A 17767-nucleotide genomic window follows, 5' to 3' on the forward strand; every position below is an offset into this window, starting at 1 on the left:
CTAGATACGTTACCACGGTTCCATAATATTGAATCGATCGGAATCTTTACAAATAAAATAGATAAGCATTGGCTGGAAGTCCGCAGGAGGGATTTGGTGACCAATAAAGCCTATCGTAATACCCTAACAGGGTGTTAATCGAGTCGAGGTTCAGATAAACGGCCTGGCTCAAATGGATGGATCACCTATCGGCTCTGCTGGTCCACACCGTACTTTTCGTTGATTTCAAGCAGGCGGATCGATTGCCGGGGGGTTGGGATCCGTCGCGGAATCGAAGAAGCCACCCCTAGTAGCTGTCCATCACCTGGACTGATGTCATCCCTGCTGCTGGCCCACTGGGCAACAGTGGTCCAGTGAGGCCCACCCAGTTCTGTTGCCCTGATTTGCGCCTCCGCTTCTGTCATCATCCTCTGGCCGCGTCGGCCATCCAGACGTTCTTCTGCGGCCTCGTCGATGCCGATGACGTCGGATTTCAGCGACTCCACAATCGGGAATTCGAGCCTGGAAATCTCGTCCCAACATGCAGGGCGTTTGCCCCACTCCTGGATGTTCTTCACGCCGTGGCGTTCGGCCCCTTCACCCAGGGCGGTTTGAACCAGTTCGCCGATCGTAAGGATCTGTTCCTTGAAGCCGGCACCAGCTTCTTGGCTGAGCCATACCTTCCTGAGATCGAGGCAGAGCTGCACGGAACTCAGGCGTTTCACCAGGAGGGAGATGCTGTAGGTCACGATTGCAGCTCTGAACCCCCAAGCGGAGTACCAGGGGGCCTCCTGGACCATCTTCTCGGCTGACCGGAACAGAATTGCCCTGGCCACAGCTTGCTGGAACCAGACCTCACTGAATTCGACGTCCGCGCTCTCCCACTTCTCATTGATGAATTCAGCGAATTTTGCGAAATTCTTCTGGGCTCCCCGTCGAACTTCATGCGGCAGCATCCTGAAGGTGTTGAAGTGTGTGGCAAGGTCGGTCTTGGTAATGACTTGAGTTTTCGGGTTCTGAAGAATGAACTCCTTTTCCTTGGCCGTCTTGAGGTAGGCCTTGGCGTTTCCGTACTGCCCTTTCGCGCGCTCATAGAACCAGTGTGTCTGGACCAGAGAGCCACCATGCAGGGGTGCCCAGATGCCTCTCGAGAACCCTTCAATCCGGACGTGGAAGGGATGGTTCGAGAAGAAATCAGCATCACTGATCTTGTTCTGGCTGTTCGAAAATCGGGAAATCTTCGGAACCAGGTCGAGCACCTTCTCCGGCGCCACAACTGTCAGTTTCATCTGGACACGAACCTGGTCAATTCGTGCGGCTTTGTCCTTCATCTTTGCATTGAACAACGATGCGGTGGTCTGGCCCCCGTTCACGATCTGGAAATTCCGGAGCGACAGGATCTCCATCGATCCTCCCACATTGCGGATCTCCGCTGCTTCCGCCGTCGTTGAAATCCCGTTGTTGAAGGGAAAGAAGTTTTCAGGCTCCTTGAGTATGGTCTGGCGGATCCCTTTGTTGATGCCTCCCTTGAGCTGAAGGAACGTGCGCACGTTCTGCTCCAGTAATCGCCCACTCCACTCTTCGTAGATTCTTGCCAGCCAGTCACCCGGGATCACTGCCAGGTAGCACTGGAGGTCCGCATTCTCCAGGGCGGCAGGAAGACACCTTAAACTGGTTCCGAACATTTCCACAAAGTCGAGGTGGATTTCTTCCGGTTCTCCGCTGGCCATCACCTTGGAAAGGCGATCCAAGTCCCAAACACGATACGACCATTCCCGCCCGTTCTTCTCCTTGGATGGGAGATCCTTGACCCGATCAGACAGGATCGAGTCGGTCAACAGGAAGAAACGCACCCTTGAGATCGAGGACGCCTCATCAAATATCTGGCGTGCCAGTCCATAGGCAGGAAGGCTGACCTCGATCTCGTCGACGAACTTTCGGGTGAGGCACTTCTCGAAAAAGTTTTCCAGCCTTTTGAAGGACCTTTCAAGGTCGGTTTTGGTGAAGGTCGCAGGCTCCTCATTTCCTTCATAATCGACAACAAACAGATCAAGGGTTGCCTCGTCCGGGACGAACGCATATCCATCGACCTTCATTCCGGTCTGCCTGAAAGGGCACGGGATCAGCTCAGAAAACCCTCCCGTCTCCACGAGAAATTCCGCGACCACTTCGGAAAAGGCCGACTCCGTGAAATCCCCGGTCGCTTCTGCCCGTGCAGCGACATCCTGTCTGAGCTCGAGGCTGAACTCCTGCATCTCCATCTACTGACCTCCAATCGCTGCCCAATCAATCGCTTTGAGGAATGGTTGGCAGCGATCCAACTGTATGGCATAGGTGACATGTTCGACGCCATCCGGGACGCTGCCCGGGGCGATCATTGGAAAGCCTTGCCTGACCTCATAGGTATCTAGAGGTCCAGGAAGGAAGGAATCCGCCCCGTACTCAGGAAGGTCGATATACCCCACCGCTTCCAATCGGGATTCATACGTCTCCCGGAGGCCTGGGACATCAACCTCAGTGCGAATCAGATCCACCAGGTCTCTGAGGCTTCTTCCCTGGCCTGGGATCGTGACTAGCGCGAGGTAATAGACTCCAAGGAACAGCTTCGGAAGCAGGGGCCAGAGCTGTTCGGGACTGGAAATTTGGATTCTGGTTGGACCTGACCCCGCTCTTGTCTTGATCTCAACCACGGAAGATCCAATGGCAAAGTCCTGGGGCGAGCCGTCCGGTCCGTTCCAGAAGGCAACGGCGCTCGGGCCGAATCTTGGAATCAATTCTTCATGCAGAAACGTTAGTTCTCCAAACAACCCACGGATTTCCTGTTCCGTGAGGAGGCCCTTCCGGTCATGGGCCAGCATTTTCTGCCAACGATCGAGGCGGCCCAGGACTGCGTTCAGTGCAGCCTGGCAGTCTCGTTCCTCCGCGCAGGACCGCGCCAGGTCTTCGGACAATGCATTGAACAGATCTGAATCTGCTTCCCCATGCAGGGTGAGGAGCAGTTGGGCCGGTGCATTTCCATTCCGGATTGTGATTCCCCTTAACCGTGGGAGGATCGCCGGGAAGGACACCACGTCCCGGAACGCAATCGAAATCCCGATAGCGCCTGAATGATCACGCGTACGGAAGATCTCATGGGGGTGGTCAGGATGCATGCGCAGGGCCTTCAACTGGCCCGGAGAGGCCGGCCGGCTGATCTGAAACCAGGGGTCAGCCTTCATCGGAACCGGCCTCCATGGATTCTTCATCCACCTCATCGGTGGCCTGTTCGCGGAACCATGTCGTATTCACCACATATTCGACGGTGTCCCCTTCCGGAAGGCGGCCTGGGAAGCTGATGCCCCAGGCTGGAACCCAGGAATCTTCCTTCTCGAGGCTCAGGACATGAAGCATGAGGAGGGGGCGCTGCCGAGCGCTTCGGTAATAGGCATCGCTAACGTTGGCCTGCTTCCCAGGGTGGTCCTTCTTGAACGCTTCTTTGGCTTCCTGGATCTCTGCTTCGGATAGTCCGGCCTTTTCATTACCCCGGCTTGCTACCCTGCTGGATTTTCCGCTCACCTGGTAGTAGTCGGCCTTATCCTTCACGCTTCGGAAGGCAGGGCGAATCATGTGCCCTGATACTTCAACAGGAGATTCCTCGTTACCCGGGGAATACAGGCAGACGTCCCAATGGCTGAGGTATTTCTCCTGGTGCTCTTCCAGGAATCGGATGACAGGCCCGGCCATGGTTTGTGGATTCAGGTCATGGTTCTTCCAACCCTGAATCAACCCCTTTACGTCTTCTGCGTCGACGGATTTCCAGAATATGCCCTCGGCCGCATCCTCGGCCTTGCCCGGATAGATGGAATCAAGTCTGGCAACAGTCCTCTCGAACAATTGGCGGTTCTGCCTGATGGAATCTCTCCTGAGGAAGACTGTTTCGATGAGTCTTGCCCGCAGAGATACAGATAGCGTAACGACGGTGCCCTGCTTCATCTTGTTCCGGGCCGTGACGATGAGGGAATCCGGGTGGGCACGCACCTTTAGGCCGAACTCCATCGGGGTCCGGTTTTCACGTTCCATTCTCTTGATCTCGTCGCGGAGTTCGATAGAGGCCCCTGCGATGTGCCGGTACCAGGAAGTGGCATCGGGAGTCATATACAGTCTGCATACATCGAAATAGCCGTCCCGATATCCGAACCATCGACCCATCTGGAGAAGGCAGTCATACATGATTGAATTTCGGATGAAGTAGCTGACGGTCAATCCTTCCAGCGTGAAGCCTCTGGACAGGCCAAGACCGCCGACGGCGATTACGTTCAGGCCATCGTCCTTCCTTCCCTTGTAGTCAAGGGTATCAGTGGATCTGTTATTGATCGTCTTCACAACAATGGGACCCACAGCCTCGTTCAGGACCCCCTGGATCTCAGGCCAGGAATCGTGGGCTGAGGAGAACTCCTTGTCCCAGGTCGCATGCAGGGAGGACATTGTCATATCCTCAAGTGCTTTCACGGTCGGGAGGGCCGAATGGGCCTGGACGGCGTTCCTGAGATCAGTGAGGTAATCCGTGATCAGGGCAGTCACCTGGCCCTGCACGCTGTTGAATCTTGAAACGTTCACAAGCATGGAATTGTGGGCATGGGTGGCCCCACGGAGCATGCGGATAGCCCTTGTCAGGATAAAGGAGCGCACCGCCTCGAGCAGACTTTCAGGGAGAAAGGCAATGCCGTGATCGATCTTGTGCTTCTCCGGGAAGGCCTCCAGGTGGTCTCCAACTTCCCGCAGGATTCCAGGCTCGTCCTCCGAGAGGAACACTTTGGATGGCCCGACATAGTTCACCGGAGCATCAAGTGCGACGATGAAGTCCCGGGGAAAAAGGTCCTCCTGGAGCATCTGATCATTGGTGTCGGGGTCGATGAAGATGTTTGCGAATGGTGTTGCCGTATAGCCCAGATAGGCGTTCTGCTCGAACTGGTTCAGGAGTTCCCGGATGAGGCGATTGATCTGGGTAGGGTCGTTATCTGCACGCGTGTTGATTGAAGCGTTGTCTGCTTCATCATCGAGAAGCAGCATCGGCACTCCGCAGATCACCCCTCCCGAGGCGCGGTTGTTGCTCCGGAGCCAGGCTGTGAGGTTTTCCAGGACCCGCTTCTGCTTTTTCACGACAAGGATGATGGGTGCGTTGACTGAACTGAAGGAGATGTTGGCCGAGACGGCGATCTCGTTCTTGAAGTCGCGTGCCTTGGTGGTGAGGGAAATGGGTTGGAAGGTCGGGTCGATCACGCCAACGCCTGTTCTGGCCTCTGCGTTGCCGTGGACGACGCCCGCGCCAAGCCTGTCGGTATCCAGCCCTATGAAGCCGTCCTCGACACGCTCCTGGGTCTGCCGTCGCAGGTTGTTCTGCATGCCTGCGAGCAGTACGACGAATTTGTAGCCCAGGTCAGCAGCCTTGCAGGCAACACCGATGTAGTTGCCGGTCTTGCCGGACTGGACTTCACCAACGCCAAGGCCGCGCCGTTTCCACGGTCCGGGCCTGAGGGGGTTCTCGAGCAGGCCCACAATCCTGTCCGTATCCCTGTCGATGGTCCCGACCACACTTCGTGGCAGGGAGTTGCCAAGGAGGCGCCGATAGCGGTTCCAGTAGGAGAATTCGACGTCGGCTCTCCGTCCTTCCAGCCAAGGTTCGAAGGCTACCTGGATTACAGTTGCATCCTCCATCGTGATTTCAAGACGGACCTCGATCCGCTTTGAGATGGCTTCAATCATCGCGTCAGTTCCCGCCGTCCCTGGAGGCGACATCACCGAGGTCAAACCAGCAACGATTTCACGAACATCGCCTGCTCCGCGGGAGGGCTGGGAAGCGAGGACATTCATGGCCATGGTTTCAATAGTCTGTTCGGTTGTCATTCGCCCTCCGGCAGTCCATCAAGGAAATGGTCGACAAAGGATTGATTGGAGGCAAACGGTTCCATGGAGCGGAGGCGCTGCCTGAACTCCCCCTTTTCCTCAACCGGGAAGCAGGCCCTCAGATGCGAAGCCAGCCGCTCAAGGAACTCCGAATCCGCGGATTCCGAATCGCATCGTTCCGGGTGGCCAGCCATTTCGCTGAACATGAGGGCCGTGGGGAAGCATTTCCCGATCATGGCCAGGGCCAGATCCAGTTGCATCCGGCCTTCTTCTGGAAGGTCACCACGAAGGTCGACCAGGATGGGATGGTCCGGATTGACCTCGTACTGGACGCGCTGATTGAACTCCCGGCGCCGCCACACAGCGACCGCGCTCCGCTGTGCGATTACTGCACCTCGGTGGACATACGGCCGTTTTGCACTCTCACGGATCTTGTCCATCAGGACCTTCATCCTCTGCCGTACCGTTTCCGGAGGGTGGGCCCTGGATTTCCTGACGTCGATCGTCCAGAGATAGTCCAATGTGTTCGGGATATCGATCCGGATTCTGGCCAGTTTTGTCAATTCCTCTTGGCGGGCCATTCTGAACCACGTCCCCGAAATGATGAGTCGGCGGTTCCTGTAGATGTAGAACCCCTGAGACCGAAGATAGCCTTCCCCGCCAGCGCAGCCCTGGTATTCCGCGGGGGTGACCTTTGAATGATGAGGGAGTATGTAGGGGTGCATCTCCACTGTTTCGCCGTTGATCTTGAAACGCTCTACGGTGAGGAGGGTAGTGCTGGGGTGCTTGGAATTAAACGGGTCGAATGGTTTGATTGGCTGGCAATTGATCCGAATGGAAACCTTCTGCTCCCCAGGCTCACCGGCAAGGTACCGGTGGAATACAAGAGCCAGATGCTCGCGAATGCTGGCAACCTTTTCATTCAGAATCGCCTGGCCATGTTCTCCACTGGACCCGAGGTCCAGCCGGTCCAACTGCTCCCAGAAGACGATTGTCCCGGTTGGAGGGAGCTCTTCCATGACGGGGATTGCATTCAGATCCTGCTTCGAAGGCCGGATCAGCTTCCATTGGTCGGTCGCCCTGACCCGATCAAGGTCCCAGCATCTGGCGATCGCATTGCCTTCCTTCCGGGTGACCACCGTGAGCCGCCGGCACTGGGAGAAGCTCGCAGTCTTGAGGCCTAGGCCGAATCGGCCCAAATCCTTCGGGTCCCTGGTCGCCAGAGGACTGCGGGTTCCGGGCCGCATTGCCTCCACGAGATCCAATTCGGTCATGCCGGCGCCGTTGTCGAGAACTGCGAACCATGGCTGGCCGAGGTGATTCCAGCCGAATCTCAGATCGACCTGGGAGGCGCTGGCGGCAATGGAATTGTCGATGATGTCTGCAACGGCTGACTCAAGGGAATAGCCGATGTCCCGCATCGCCTCGATGAAAACACCTGCACGAGGGGCTACTTCCTCTCCTTCAAGGTCGGGGGATGAAACAGGGATTTCCGGGGCTCCAGAATTCAAGATCAAATACTCCTCATGGCATGATTCAAGAATCATGATCCATCCCATTGGACAAATATTGTCTAGTCTATGATCTCTAAATCAGACCGGATGGGGGTTGAATCCTGTTATTAAACCCCATTCGGAACCCTCGGTGAAGGCCTCATTACTGGAGCTACCCTCTAGCGGGTTCAGGGCCTGGTCTCCGCTGGCGGAACCTGGTAGCCTTTCGGCAGGAGAATACTTGACCAGGAAGAAGTCTGAGACATCTGGGCGGCGACATCGGGGTGACACGATGTCTCCCGAGACGCGAAGCGCGGTCATGGCCCGCATCAAGGGCAAGGATACGCTGCCTGAACGCCAGGTTGCTGCCTTGTTGTCCCCCCATGGCCTCTCATGGGAATCCCATGCCGCAGATCTACCCGGGCGCCCGGACCTCGTGTTCCGGGATGCCAAGGTCGTGGTTTTCGTGGACGGGGACTTCTGGCACGGTTGGCGTTTCCCCCAGTGGCGGGACAAGCTCTCCGTGGAATGGGAGGCCAAGATCAAGCGCAATCGTGAAAGGGATGTCCGGAACCAGCGCAAATTGAGGCGGATGGGCTGGAAAGTCGTCCGCTTGTGGGAACATCAGATCTGCGACAACCCGGATTCCGCCAAACGCCGGGTTCTGGTTGCTCTAGGCCTCGAACCATTGATGGAGTTGCTGACTTGAGTCTTAAAACACTGGATCTGTTCTGCGGTGGTGGCGGCAGCAGTTGGGGAGCCGTCCAGGCGGGCGCCCAAATTGTGTTGGGAATTGATGGGTGGGATCGCGCCATTGAGACCTATTCGCGAAACTTCAAGAACCGCGGACGCCAGTACCTGATGGCAGAGGACACCGGGCCTTCCGACCTGGGGTTGGAGCAGGGGCAGGTCGAGCTTCTCCTTGCATCTCCGGAATGCACGAACCACACATGCGCAAAAGGAGCCGGGAACAGGGACGAGGAAAGCAAACGTACCGCCAATTATGTGCTCAATTTCGCCTGTGAGCTTGAACCCGAATGGATTGTTATCGAGAACGTAGTGCACATGAAACGGTGGCACGGGTTCGAGCCGTTGTTGGAAGGGTTGAAGGATCTGGGTTACGGCACAACCATCCAGACGCTGGACGCTTCGGATTTCGGCGTGCCCCAGACCCGGCGGCGTCTGTTCATCTTGTGCTCTAAAGGTTCCACCCCGGATCCCGTTCCGCTTCCTGGGACTGCTGTCGTCAACGCCCGGGAGATCCTTGACTACGATACGGCCACGGGCAAGGACCTGCATAGGAGCAGGGAACTGTTCGATGGCAGGAGGGCCAAGGCCACTTTGGAACGGTTTGAGCGGGGGGTCGCGGCGCTAGGGAAGGGGAAGCCCTTCCTGATCGTCTATTACGGATCAGATGCTGCCGGAGGATGGCAGTCACTTGACCGACCGTTGCGGACTTTGACCACGCTGGACAGATTTGGCCTGGTCACCTGGAAGAAGGGCATCCCGTTCCTTCGCATGCTCCAAGTGCCCGAGATCATGCGTGCGATGGGCTTCAGGGAAGAGGACGGTTTCCAGTTCACGGGCACACGGCGGGAACAGATCAAGCAACTCGGCAACGGCGTGTGTCCTCCGGTCATGGAGGCCGTCGTCAAGCATCTTTGTGCAGTCAGAAGGAAGCCCCGGAAGCTGAAAGCAGTTGTGCGAAAAAGGAAGACGAAGGCTCTGGTCCTGGCCTAGGGATTGGATTTGGTGACAGGACCAAGTCCAACGGTGCATGAAAAATGAGCGAAAAATTGCAACAATTTTTCTAAATATTACAAACAAATGACATGTATGTTAAAATTAACACCCTGTTAGGGTGTTACTCTAAAATGATCTTTTGGAGTCTTTGAGATTGGCGCCTATTCATATATTTCAAAGGGTGCCGAAAGGAGTCATGCGTCATGTTGTGCTCGTTTGAGCTTGTGGCTCGGCAGATGATGGCTGGGTTTCGATCCTCAATGGGAGAGTGATTTTGCCAACAAATGTCCACTCAATCCTGTGACCCTTGAAGATCCCTTGAATGGAGTCCGGCGATGCCTTTCCCTGGTAAGCACCCGTACAAACTAGATGGCATGGCTTTGGAAAGAATGGTCCATCGTTCGCTGGCGGAGGGAAAACCCAAAGCCTTTTCCGTCCATTCCTTTCGGGCCCTGAGGGTAAGCGAATTTAAGGCGTTTGGATCACCCCAGAATATTCCGATTCGGCCTATCACAATCATTTTTGGCCCCAACAGTGCAGGGAAAAGCAGTGTCTTACACAGCCTGGTCTACCTTCATGAGGTTGAAAAAACAGGTGAAGTGGACGTTCGGAAGCCATCTTTGTCAAAAGGGATGATTGATCTGGGGGGGTGGGCCCAATTCCACCACCCTGTTGAAGACGGCGATGGGATGGCATTTGAACTCGGGTTTCAGGGATCCTCTTTCCCGTCGAGCAAGGATCTCTGCGACTGCTGTGATGAAGACCTTGGTTACTATTTTTCCGTCGTTTCCTTGCCCGACGAATACAGCGACACCGGTTCAACCTTCTATTGCCATGGCATGATGACTGTCGATGGAAGGCCCTTGCTCAGTGCGGCTGGCCATCATGACGACGAATGGGATCCCGATTTTGACCTCAGCGACAAGGATCTTCAGGCGACTTGGGCAGACCTTCTGAAACGAAAAAAGATGCTGCCCAGGAGGGTGGGTCAACTTGATGAGTTCGGGGACGACCCCGTTCTGGAGAAAGTGGTAGAGGCCATCAACGGTGGCCTGGAATGGGGTGGAACGGGTCCAATGGATCGCTGGGCCGCAACGCGTGGCAATGCTCCTAAGTGCGCTCCCACCATTTCTTCACTCAGGCAGACTGTGGCCAAAGTATCCACCGAAATGGTTGAGGCGGTAGAAAGCCTAATGACCAGGATGAGCTACCATGGGCCCTTCAGAGAATATCGGAGCCGCGAATCACTCATCGTCGAACCGGCAATGCGTCAGAGTGGCAGTACGCCTGGAAGTAGGAGCGAGGATGCATGGGAGACGCTATTCCATCGATATGACGTTCGGGCACAGGTGAATGCGTGGATGAAAACCTGTGGCACGCTGGAAACAGGCTACGAGGTGATCCGGCGACGTTTTGTTGATGCCGAAAGCATTTTCGATATTGTATTGAAGGTAGTTCAAGAAGGCGCAGGCATCCTTGAAAGTGATGATCGGGGGTACCAAGGCACCCGGTACCGACTTGAGATCGCTGCCCAATCGCAGCTTGCAGAGGACCCAGGCATCATTGAGGCAGCAAGGAAAGCCTTCCTGCTCCTGGAGTCCTTGCATGTGCTCGCACCATCCAAGATCAAAGAACCGACCCAGGAACTCGCGCTCCAGTTGACGCTCCACATGGTGGACACGATGCCATTCAAGCGACTGGACCAATTGCTTCTGATCGAACGCAGGACCGGAAAGGAAGTCAGTTTGCGGGATATTGGTGTGGGACTCAGCCAGCTTCTCCCCCTCATCGTTTCTGCCTTCGCTGCATGGAATGAGCTCATCCTGGTCGAACAGCCGGAACTCCATGTCCACCCGGCACTACAGGCCGAATTGGCTGACGTCGTAATCCGCTCTGCGGTTGGGGAGCAAAAGAACACATTCATTCTGGAAACCCACAGCGAGCACCTCCTCCTCAGGATCCTCCGCAGGATCCGGGAAACCACCTCCGGAAGCCTTCCCGATGGCCTTGTGCCAATCCGCCCCGAGGACGTTTCTGTGCTATTCGTGGAAAAGGCGGAAGGGGGGGCCGTTGTAACCCCTATTCCCATCACCCATGACGGGGATTTTGCAGTTCCATGGCCACATGGCTTTTTCCCCGAACGTGCCCAGGAGTTGTTCTAGCATGCTCCATGAATTTGCTTTGGACCCTGAGGCCGTCGAAGACCTGAAGGACCTGCGCTTCCTCCAGGAGGCCTTTGGTCTTCCCAAGGGGCGATTGCTTGCTGAACTACCAGAAGGTTGGGCAGCCGCCGTGTTCAAGAGGCTCGGGGGAGCTGGCGGGCTGAATGCAAGCAAGGTCACGGAACGCCTTGTGGAATTGAAGAGATGCATGACAGCTCGGCCCAGCAACCCTATTGGTCCCTTTCTGACTGTAGCCCAGGTTGAGCATCAGCGCTGCCGGTTCCATGCCATCCTGACTGCCGACAGGGCGGTTCCAGAGATTCCACTGATCCCTTTTCAGGAGGTGACAGAAAGCCCGCTTTGGCAGTCGCCTCGATCAATCGCATGGCCGAGAGAACGTGGGACGATCTTGAAAAGGCTCCGGGTCTTTGGATCGCTTACCCGAGAACTTCACCTAATCGATCCCTATTTTAATCTTCGCTTTGCTGGGTGCAGAAATTTCCTGGAAGAACTGCTCACACTGATTTTAGAAGGAAGAGGGCGGGAAGCTTGCCATGTCCGGGTCCATTTCCATCTATCGGCTAAACACACGGGATCCTCCATTCCCATCGAAGATTGGACACTCAGGCTGAATCGCCTGACGAAGTGGAGGCCGCTTAGTGTAAATATCTCACTTTGGGATGACGAGTCCTTTCATACCCGATTTCATAACCGCTATCTCCTCAACGACAGTGGGGGGATTCAGTTCGGTGATGGCCTTGAGCTACAGGAACTCAGGAGGGGTTTGGACACCGCCAGCCTCCTCGGCGAGGAGGCATACGGCGAACTTTGGCGCCGTGTGCGGACCCTTCAGCCTGTTCAAAACGCAAGGATTGTCGTCCCAGAAAGAGGGCGTCGGTAATTTTCATCGCATACACTCCCTGGTTTCGCGGCATTCCCATACGACCATGGAGGTCATATCAGGTCTTCGAAATTGACCTCCTGGGTCATTTCCCGGGGGGCATCCAGGCTGGGTGGTGGTCTTCATAGAGATCTCAGACAATCGCGTGGCATGGATGCAGCGGGGGAGCTCAACAAGGTCAACCCGTTCGACTACCTCGTCGGGCTCCAGCCATACCACGTCCTGGTGGAGGAGAACCCGGAGGAGTGGATTTCATGGAACTACGCCGCCACCCTGGAAGGGCTGGGCCTGGCTGGATAGGAACATGCATTCATTCTGCTGCCGTGACCCGGCCGCCAACGTCGGCCGAGGTCACGCACGCCCACCACAAGGACACCCTGGTTTTGGAGGGCAGACCCCGGCCGATTCTAGAGAGCGTCGAAGGGAATGTTGCACCTCTGGATGTCCTTGCTACGCAGGATGCCAGGTAGAGATCGAGTCACAGCCCCGGCGTCGACTCTGGGCAGATCACGGGGAGTCCACTTTATCCCACAAGAAATGGTTTCTTTCTTTGAGCATTGCGCTTACTGCGTTCACTCTCGAAGGCGCTCCTTCGCGTTTTGGCTTTCGCGATCTGTTCGCAAATGGTTTTGATATCTCTGATCAACTGCTCCGGTACCGGTATTGGTAGCTGATGTTCGGCGGGTGTATCGTGCGCTTCTGTGGCTTCACAGGCGCGATCGTATACGTCCATGACCGCATCCCATTCTTCTTGGGGATGGCCAATTACAGCCCCGAAGGAATCCACCGATACAACATTGCTGAATGGCTGAACTGTGTTGTTCATGAATTCTTCCCGAACGGCGCGTTCAATTGTGCCGCGCAACTTGCTGTATCCCTCCGCGACCCGCTTGGCATTCTCCTCGCCCATATAGTCACCGGAGCTTTCCTTGATGGCCTTGGCCAGGTTTTCGATCTCTTCCAGGCGCATCTTGCAATTCATTGTTTCCCATGTGAGGCCGTCCACGACATTTCCTGGTGCTGCGTCCCATCCGACGGACTTGTAGTAAGCTTTCTGATTGGCCTTACGCAAGGCATGATCAATTTCGGTGAGGAACACCGCGTCGTGGGTGAATACCAATACCTGTCGCTCTGTTGCCAAGGCTACGATGCTCTTCGCCATGTTTCGTCGGTAACGGTGATCAAGGGATGTCGAGGGGTCATCAAAAATTACGGCCGATTGGTGTGGAAGAGAGCGAACTTCTGCGAGGAATAACGCCAGGGCTAGGGCACGCTGCTCGCCCTCAGAAAGAACCAAGTGGGCATCCAGGGCGGAATCTTTGATTCGCAGGGCGACGAAGGTATTACCTTGATCCGTACGGCCTGTCAGTTCTGGATGAACGCGGCGACGATACTCTAGATATGCAAGCTCTTTGTTCATGGCTGCAGCCAGCGCAGACGTAACGTGCGCCTTGGCCAAGGTTGTCATTTTTGTGGAAACACCCTGGGGGTTTAGCGCTGCATAGCACCGATCGAGCTCTCGTCTGCGGACACTATCGGCCACGAACTGGGAGGCCTGCGGCAATAGTACAGTCAAGGATTGGCGGGCCTTCAGCTCTCGCAATTCGGTTTCCAATGGAGCGCGGGTGGCCGGATTTACGGATTGGCGAAGAGCCGTTGCAGTCAGCCGTAGTTTTTGCACCTTGGCTTGCAGCCTAGCATCCAAGGCATCACCGAGCGGCAATAGAGGGATGGGCGAGGTCCAATCATTGTTCTTGATGGCATCTTGGAGCCACTGTCGACGTGCGGACCAAGCAGTCGTGGCGGCATCGATGTCTGAGTACATCTCTGGGTCGAAGGACTGCAACTCCGTCATGGTCGGTGAATCTAATGGAGCAAAGTTCGCTTCTGCAATTGTTGAAAGGGCCTTTCGCAAGGCTTCTTCAGCAACGGCTGCATTGTTGGCTGCCTGACCTGCAACAAATTCAGCAAACCGTCGCATCCGCCGCCGCGCATCCGGCGCCAATTCCATCTGGCATAACACGCACTTCGCGCCCTCCTCGGTATTTGGAAAAGGGTGATCGAGGTAAGCATGGGCGGCCGAGAATTTTTCAGCAGCATCGTAGAGGGCTTTCCAGATGGCGTTGCCAGTGCCGAGTAGAAGCGTATCGGGTTGCTCCGGCCGATCTGTGCCTTGCAATTGTTGCTGAGCGATTTCATAGGCAGCTTTGGCAGCCTGCTCGGCTTCGCACAATGCCTTTCCCTTGGCAAGCGCTGCGTCAGAGACAAAACGCTGGGCCTTCTGGGACCGTTCAGTAGCCAAGGTCAGGCGTTCAGCAAGCCTGTCGAGAGATTTTGCCTTTGGTTCAGGATTCAACTCCTGGAGAAGTTGGTCCAAATCCTTGATTCGGCCTGAGTCCTCGGCAGTTAGGGTTCCCAACGCGCGCAAGGCACTGAGGACAGTGTCTGGTCCGAGAGTGCTGATCATTGCCCCTACTGCGGTCGCGCCCTTGAGAGGCTCGAAGACCCTCGCATTCAACACAATCGCATCGCGCTCAGCAGTAATCCTGCGTTGCATTTCTTTCTGGGCGGCGGCCATGCGATTGAGCTGCCCTAATCCATACGGTAAAAAGGCTGGGGACCCTTCCTTTTCAACGTAGTGCCTCGCACAGGCGGCATCGTAGACCGAGATCATGCTTAGGTTGGGGTTGGATGGCCCTCCCTGGGTCCACTGCACTCGCTGGGAGTTGCCATCGACAAACACGGATATCTCAGCGGAAGGGACCCGTGGGCCGCTGGTGGTTGGTCCAAATGCATCAGGTTTCACGTCTTCCCTGCTTCGCGCCCGGCAAGCATTCTTTAAGATCCTGGCATAGCCGGACTTTCCAGCCCCGTTTTCCCCAAATAGGACTGTCAATCCGGAGGACTCAAACTTGACCGGTTGCCGACTGGTTGGGAATCCATTCACATGCTTGAAATTTGAAATCTCAATAAGTTGCACGGTTGCTCCGCTTCCAGCACCGGGCACATGTGCTTGAGTCAAAAGGTCAGGTCTCACCGGCGCGGAAGGTCCACCTCCGTAAGTCTCCTTGACCATGGCAATTAATTCGTCAATATCATTTGCCGTAAGTGATTCCTGAAGGAACAGCCGTCGAAGGGCATCTCTCTGCCAATCATTCAACCCATCCGACCAACTGATAATCTCCTCTACCAGTGTCATTTTGGCCATCCCATATTTGCTGTGAACAGATGGTTCATCATCCCACTTGGCGAGAAGGGAATGCTCTATTTCTTGCAGATTCGATAAAATAGTCGATCCTGCGAAACCCCTCTGGCATTCCAGAAGGCCCATGAGGCTTCCTGATGGAGCTGGAGCACCTCCAGGTGGCGGCAAAGGGCCTGTAGGGTTTCCCTGACCTTCTCAAAGATGGTCTCCGTGATGGTCCGGGTGGTCTTGCCGGCCTCGATGGCGATCTGAAGCAGTTTCTCCACGCCCTTGTCGCCAATCCGCTGCCGCCAGCGGGTCATCTGGGTCGGGTGGACGGGATGGTCATGGCGGAAGAACTCCTCCCCGCAGAAGAACTGCCAGTAGCCTTCTGCCATGCATCCCAAACCTAGTCGCTATCCACCTTCGCCAGGACTTCCTGGATTGGAGCCAGGCCTGGATGGAGATCCGCTTTTTCCAATTCGTCTAGAAGGGGTGCAAATTCCTCAACAAGGAAGGCCGTGCGTTCAGCGTAGTGCGCCAATTTCGGCTGGATGAAACCCCAGAATTCAGCAAGGCTCCGGCAGGAGTGGATGAACCTTAGAAGGCGGGTTCCAATCGAGGTGCGGATAAAGGGCACTCGTTTAGGGCAAAATGACAGAATTCAGCATTTTGCTGATGATTTCGTTACTATTATTCGGTGACTCTGCTTGAATTTCCTCCATGCATATATCAACTATCCATGAAGTAAACTCTGGCCCGATTTGGAATTCTTCACTCTTTGGAAGAGAAAATATCAAAGTCGAAGCAATCAAAGGAATATATCCAGTGATTGAATCCTGCGATTCTTCGGAATTCATGTCTCTATCAGTTGTATTTCGGCATAATTTAGTCTGGAGATATTTGATTAGATTTTCCCAATTTTGACCCTGAATAATGAGCCCCTTGGGGGATGACATTGGGCTTGATGATATAGAAAGCATGAAGGTTGGTGGCAACATGTGTGAATTTTTCAATACGGTTAATATTTCCTTAGCCTGAGATTCAAGCGTCTCCCAAGTCCTGGCCTCTGTACCAAATAGAATAGGCTTGGTTTGAACTAGGACATTCGGGAAATCCGCCGGGTTGATCCTGCCAAAACCGAAATACCCCCCGGCAATGGAAGGCACTACTTCGAAATCGATCTTCTTCATTACTACCTCCTGTTGGATTGTCCTAAAAGATGATGCCTCGACCACCTCTGAGAATCCGCTATTTCATCTGAACGGTCGAATTCGGGGGCTGAACGGCTAGGGCGTTTACGACACGCCAAGGCCACGAGACGGACCAGTTGGATTCTCGCCGCCATCATGTTGGAATCGTGCTGTACCCTTATTGCCTAATATTAAGGACAATTGTATGAATCGCCGGATCGGGGGATGGGATCAGGAGGAGTGGCTGAATGAAGCCATGAAGCCAGGAGTTTCCGCTGGGGCATGGCAACGGATTCCGGCCGTACTTCAAGCTGCGCTGACATGGTCCTTCTTGAAGAATGGCCCAAGTACCGCAGAAGACCTTGCGCGTTTGCATGAAGGTCTGTGCTTCGGCGAACGGGGGCCGATCGCTCTTGCGGTTCGTGAGGAGCCACGCTGGATGGCTGCAAACCTTCGTCGCCTCCTGCCTGGCCTGTCTTGGATACAGGTGGAGACAGCGATTTCGATTTTCCTGGCACCGATGAACCCAAGAGCAGTGAAGAACCGTCGTCTTAAGGTCGGCGAGGGAGGGGATGCCGATACGTGGGGTGTGGCACGCAAGGGAGAACGTGCGCTTCGCGGGCCCGAAGTAGAAGATTATCAGAGGTGGCTTCCTTCGCCACTGCCGGGCAGACGAGAGTTCCTGCTCTGGCTTCATGCCGCCAAGCGTTCCTGCGAAAATTTCGTCGAGATGGCTCGTCGGGAAACTGAAACCAAACCCTCAGGCCCGCGGACAGCGGATTTCGGCGGAAGCGGTGACCAAGGGCGAATTTTCCCGGTCGATTTGGGCACATGGTGGCTTCAAAAGCACCTTTTCGATCATGCCGATGGAGTCCGGTGGGGATACTGCCTGTGGCGGATCCATGGGACCGTGCTTTCAAGCCTGGACACAATTAAATCCAGTGAACTCCAGCGGGGAATGCATCCGAACGGGGGGCTGATGATGGTTCGGCCAGGGGGGCCAGGTGCCTTCATTGGAGGGGCGAAACACGGGCTCAAGGACTTCGGCGCCATGATTCGCCAAGCCCTAGAGGGCTTGGGTCGATTTGACGAGGACCCACTAATCGGGAACTTAATCTATGGGTTGGAGAGGGAAGCCTTTACCGGCACCTCACGGAGCAAGCCTTGTAATCATGCAGGCACTTGGAGAAGGGTGCGGAATCCGTCATGAGGGGAAATTGTCCAACTGG

13 protein-coding genes are annotated in these 17767 nt (G+C 55.4%); 6 read left to right on the forward strand and 7 right to left on the reverse strand.

Annotation, left to right across the window (positions count from 1 at the left end):
* Positions 1–185 precede the first annotated feature (185 nt).
* Genes R2J76_RS03705 through R2J76_RS03720 form a run of 4 tightly spaced genes read right to left on the reverse strand, consistent with a single transcriptional unit; the run spans position 186 to position 7409 of the window.
* On the reverse strand, positions 186–2240 hold the full coding sequence (locus tag R2J76_RS03705) for an AIPR family protein (RefSeq protein WP_316414440.1): 2055 nt from the start codon (positions 2238–2240) through the stop codon (positions 186–188).
* On the reverse strand, positions 2241–3197 hold the full coding sequence (locus R2J76_RS03710; protein WP_316414441.1) for a PD-(D/E)XK motif protein: 957 nt from the start codon (positions 3195–3197) through the stop codon (positions 2241–2243).
* A complete protein-coding gene (locus R2J76_RS03715; protein WP_316414442.1) occupies positions 3187–5862 on the reverse strand; it encodes a Z1 domain-containing protein in 2676 nt (891 codons plus the stop codon). The genes R2J76_RS03710 and R2J76_RS03715 overlap by 11 nt, the downstream gene beginning before the upstream one ends.
* Positions 5859–7409 carry an ATP-binding protein gene (locus R2J76_RS03720; protein ID WP_316414443.1) on the reverse strand — a complete coding sequence of 517 codons (1551 nt, stop codon included), beginning with the start codon at positions 7407–7409 and terminating at the stop codon, positions 5859–5861. Before R2J76_RS03720 ends, R2J76_RS03715 begins: the two co-directional genes overlap by 4 nt.
* 238 nt (positions 7410–7647) lie before the next feature.
* Here R2J76_RS03720 and R2J76_RS03725 point away from each other — a divergent pair, with 238 nt between their 5' ends.
* From R2J76_RS03725 to R2J76_RS03745, 5 genes are all read left to right on the forward strand, one after another.
* Positions 7648–8064: a very short patch repair endonuclease gene (locus tag R2J76_RS03725; RefSeq protein WP_316415882.1), complete on the forward strand. Its 417-nt coding sequence runs from the start codon at positions 7648–7650 to the stop codon at positions 8062–8064.
* A complete protein-coding gene (locus tag R2J76_RS03730) occupies positions 8061–9095 on the forward strand; it encodes a DNA cytosine methyltransferase (protein WP_316414444.1) in 1035 nt (344 codons plus the stop codon). The genes R2J76_RS03725 and R2J76_RS03730 overlap by 4 nt, the downstream gene beginning before the upstream one ends.
* Positions 9096–9433: 338 nt before the next feature.
* A complete protein-coding gene (locus R2J76_RS03735; protein WP_316414445.1) occupies positions 9434–11260 on the forward strand; it encodes an AAA family ATPase in 1827 nt (608 codons plus the stop codon).
* 1 nt (position 11261) lies between these two features.
* Positions 11262–12161, forward strand: a complete 900-nt coding sequence (locus R2J76_RS03740) for a hypothetical protein (protein WP_316414446.1) — start codon at positions 11262–11264, stop codon at positions 12159–12161.
* A gap of 150 nt (positions 12162–12311) precedes the next feature.
* Positions 12312–12461, forward strand: coding sequence for a hypothetical protein (locus R2J76_RS03745; protein ID WP_316414447.1), 150 nt, complete (start codon positions 12312–12314; stop codon positions 12459–12461).
* A 223-nt stretch (positions 12462–12684) separates the two neighbouring features.
* Here the strand turns inward: R2J76_RS03745 and R2J76_RS03750 are convergent, their stop codons facing one another.
* The 3 genes from R2J76_RS03750 to R2J76_RS03760 form a co-directional block, all read right to left on the reverse strand.
* Complete coding sequence (locus R2J76_RS03750) at positions 12685–15492, reverse strand: AAA family ATPase (RefSeq protein ID WP_316414448.1); 2808 nt, start codon at positions 15490–15492, stop codon at positions 12685–12687.
* Positions 15426–15743, reverse strand: a complete 318-nt coding sequence (locus R2J76_RS21530) for a hypothetical protein (RefSeq protein WP_394366781.1) — start codon at positions 15741–15743, stop codon at positions 15426–15428. Before R2J76_RS21530 ends, R2J76_RS03750 begins: the two co-directional genes overlap by 67 nt.
* Before the next feature lie 246 nt (positions 15744–15989).
* Positions 15990–16538 (reverse strand): hypothetical protein, encoded by a 549-nt coding sequence (locus R2J76_RS03760; RefSeq protein ID WP_316414449.1) that lies wholly within the window; start codon positions 16536–16538, stop codon positions 15990–15992.
* Between the two features lie 205 nt (positions 16539–16743).
* On the opposite strand from R2J76_RS03760, the gene R2J76_RS03765 reads away from it, so the two are divergent.
* Positions 16744–17748: a hypothetical protein gene (locus R2J76_RS03765; RefSeq protein ID WP_316414450.1), complete on the forward strand. Its 1005-nt coding sequence runs from the start codon at positions 16744–16746 to the stop codon at positions 17746–17748.
* Positions 17749–17767 lie beyond the last annotated feature (19 nt).

Source organism: Mesoterricola silvestris, from assembly GCF_030295405.1.
GTDB classification, from domain to species: domain Bacteria; phylum Acidobacteriota; class Holophagae; order Holophagales; family Holophagaceae; genus Mesoterricola; species Mesoterricola silvestris.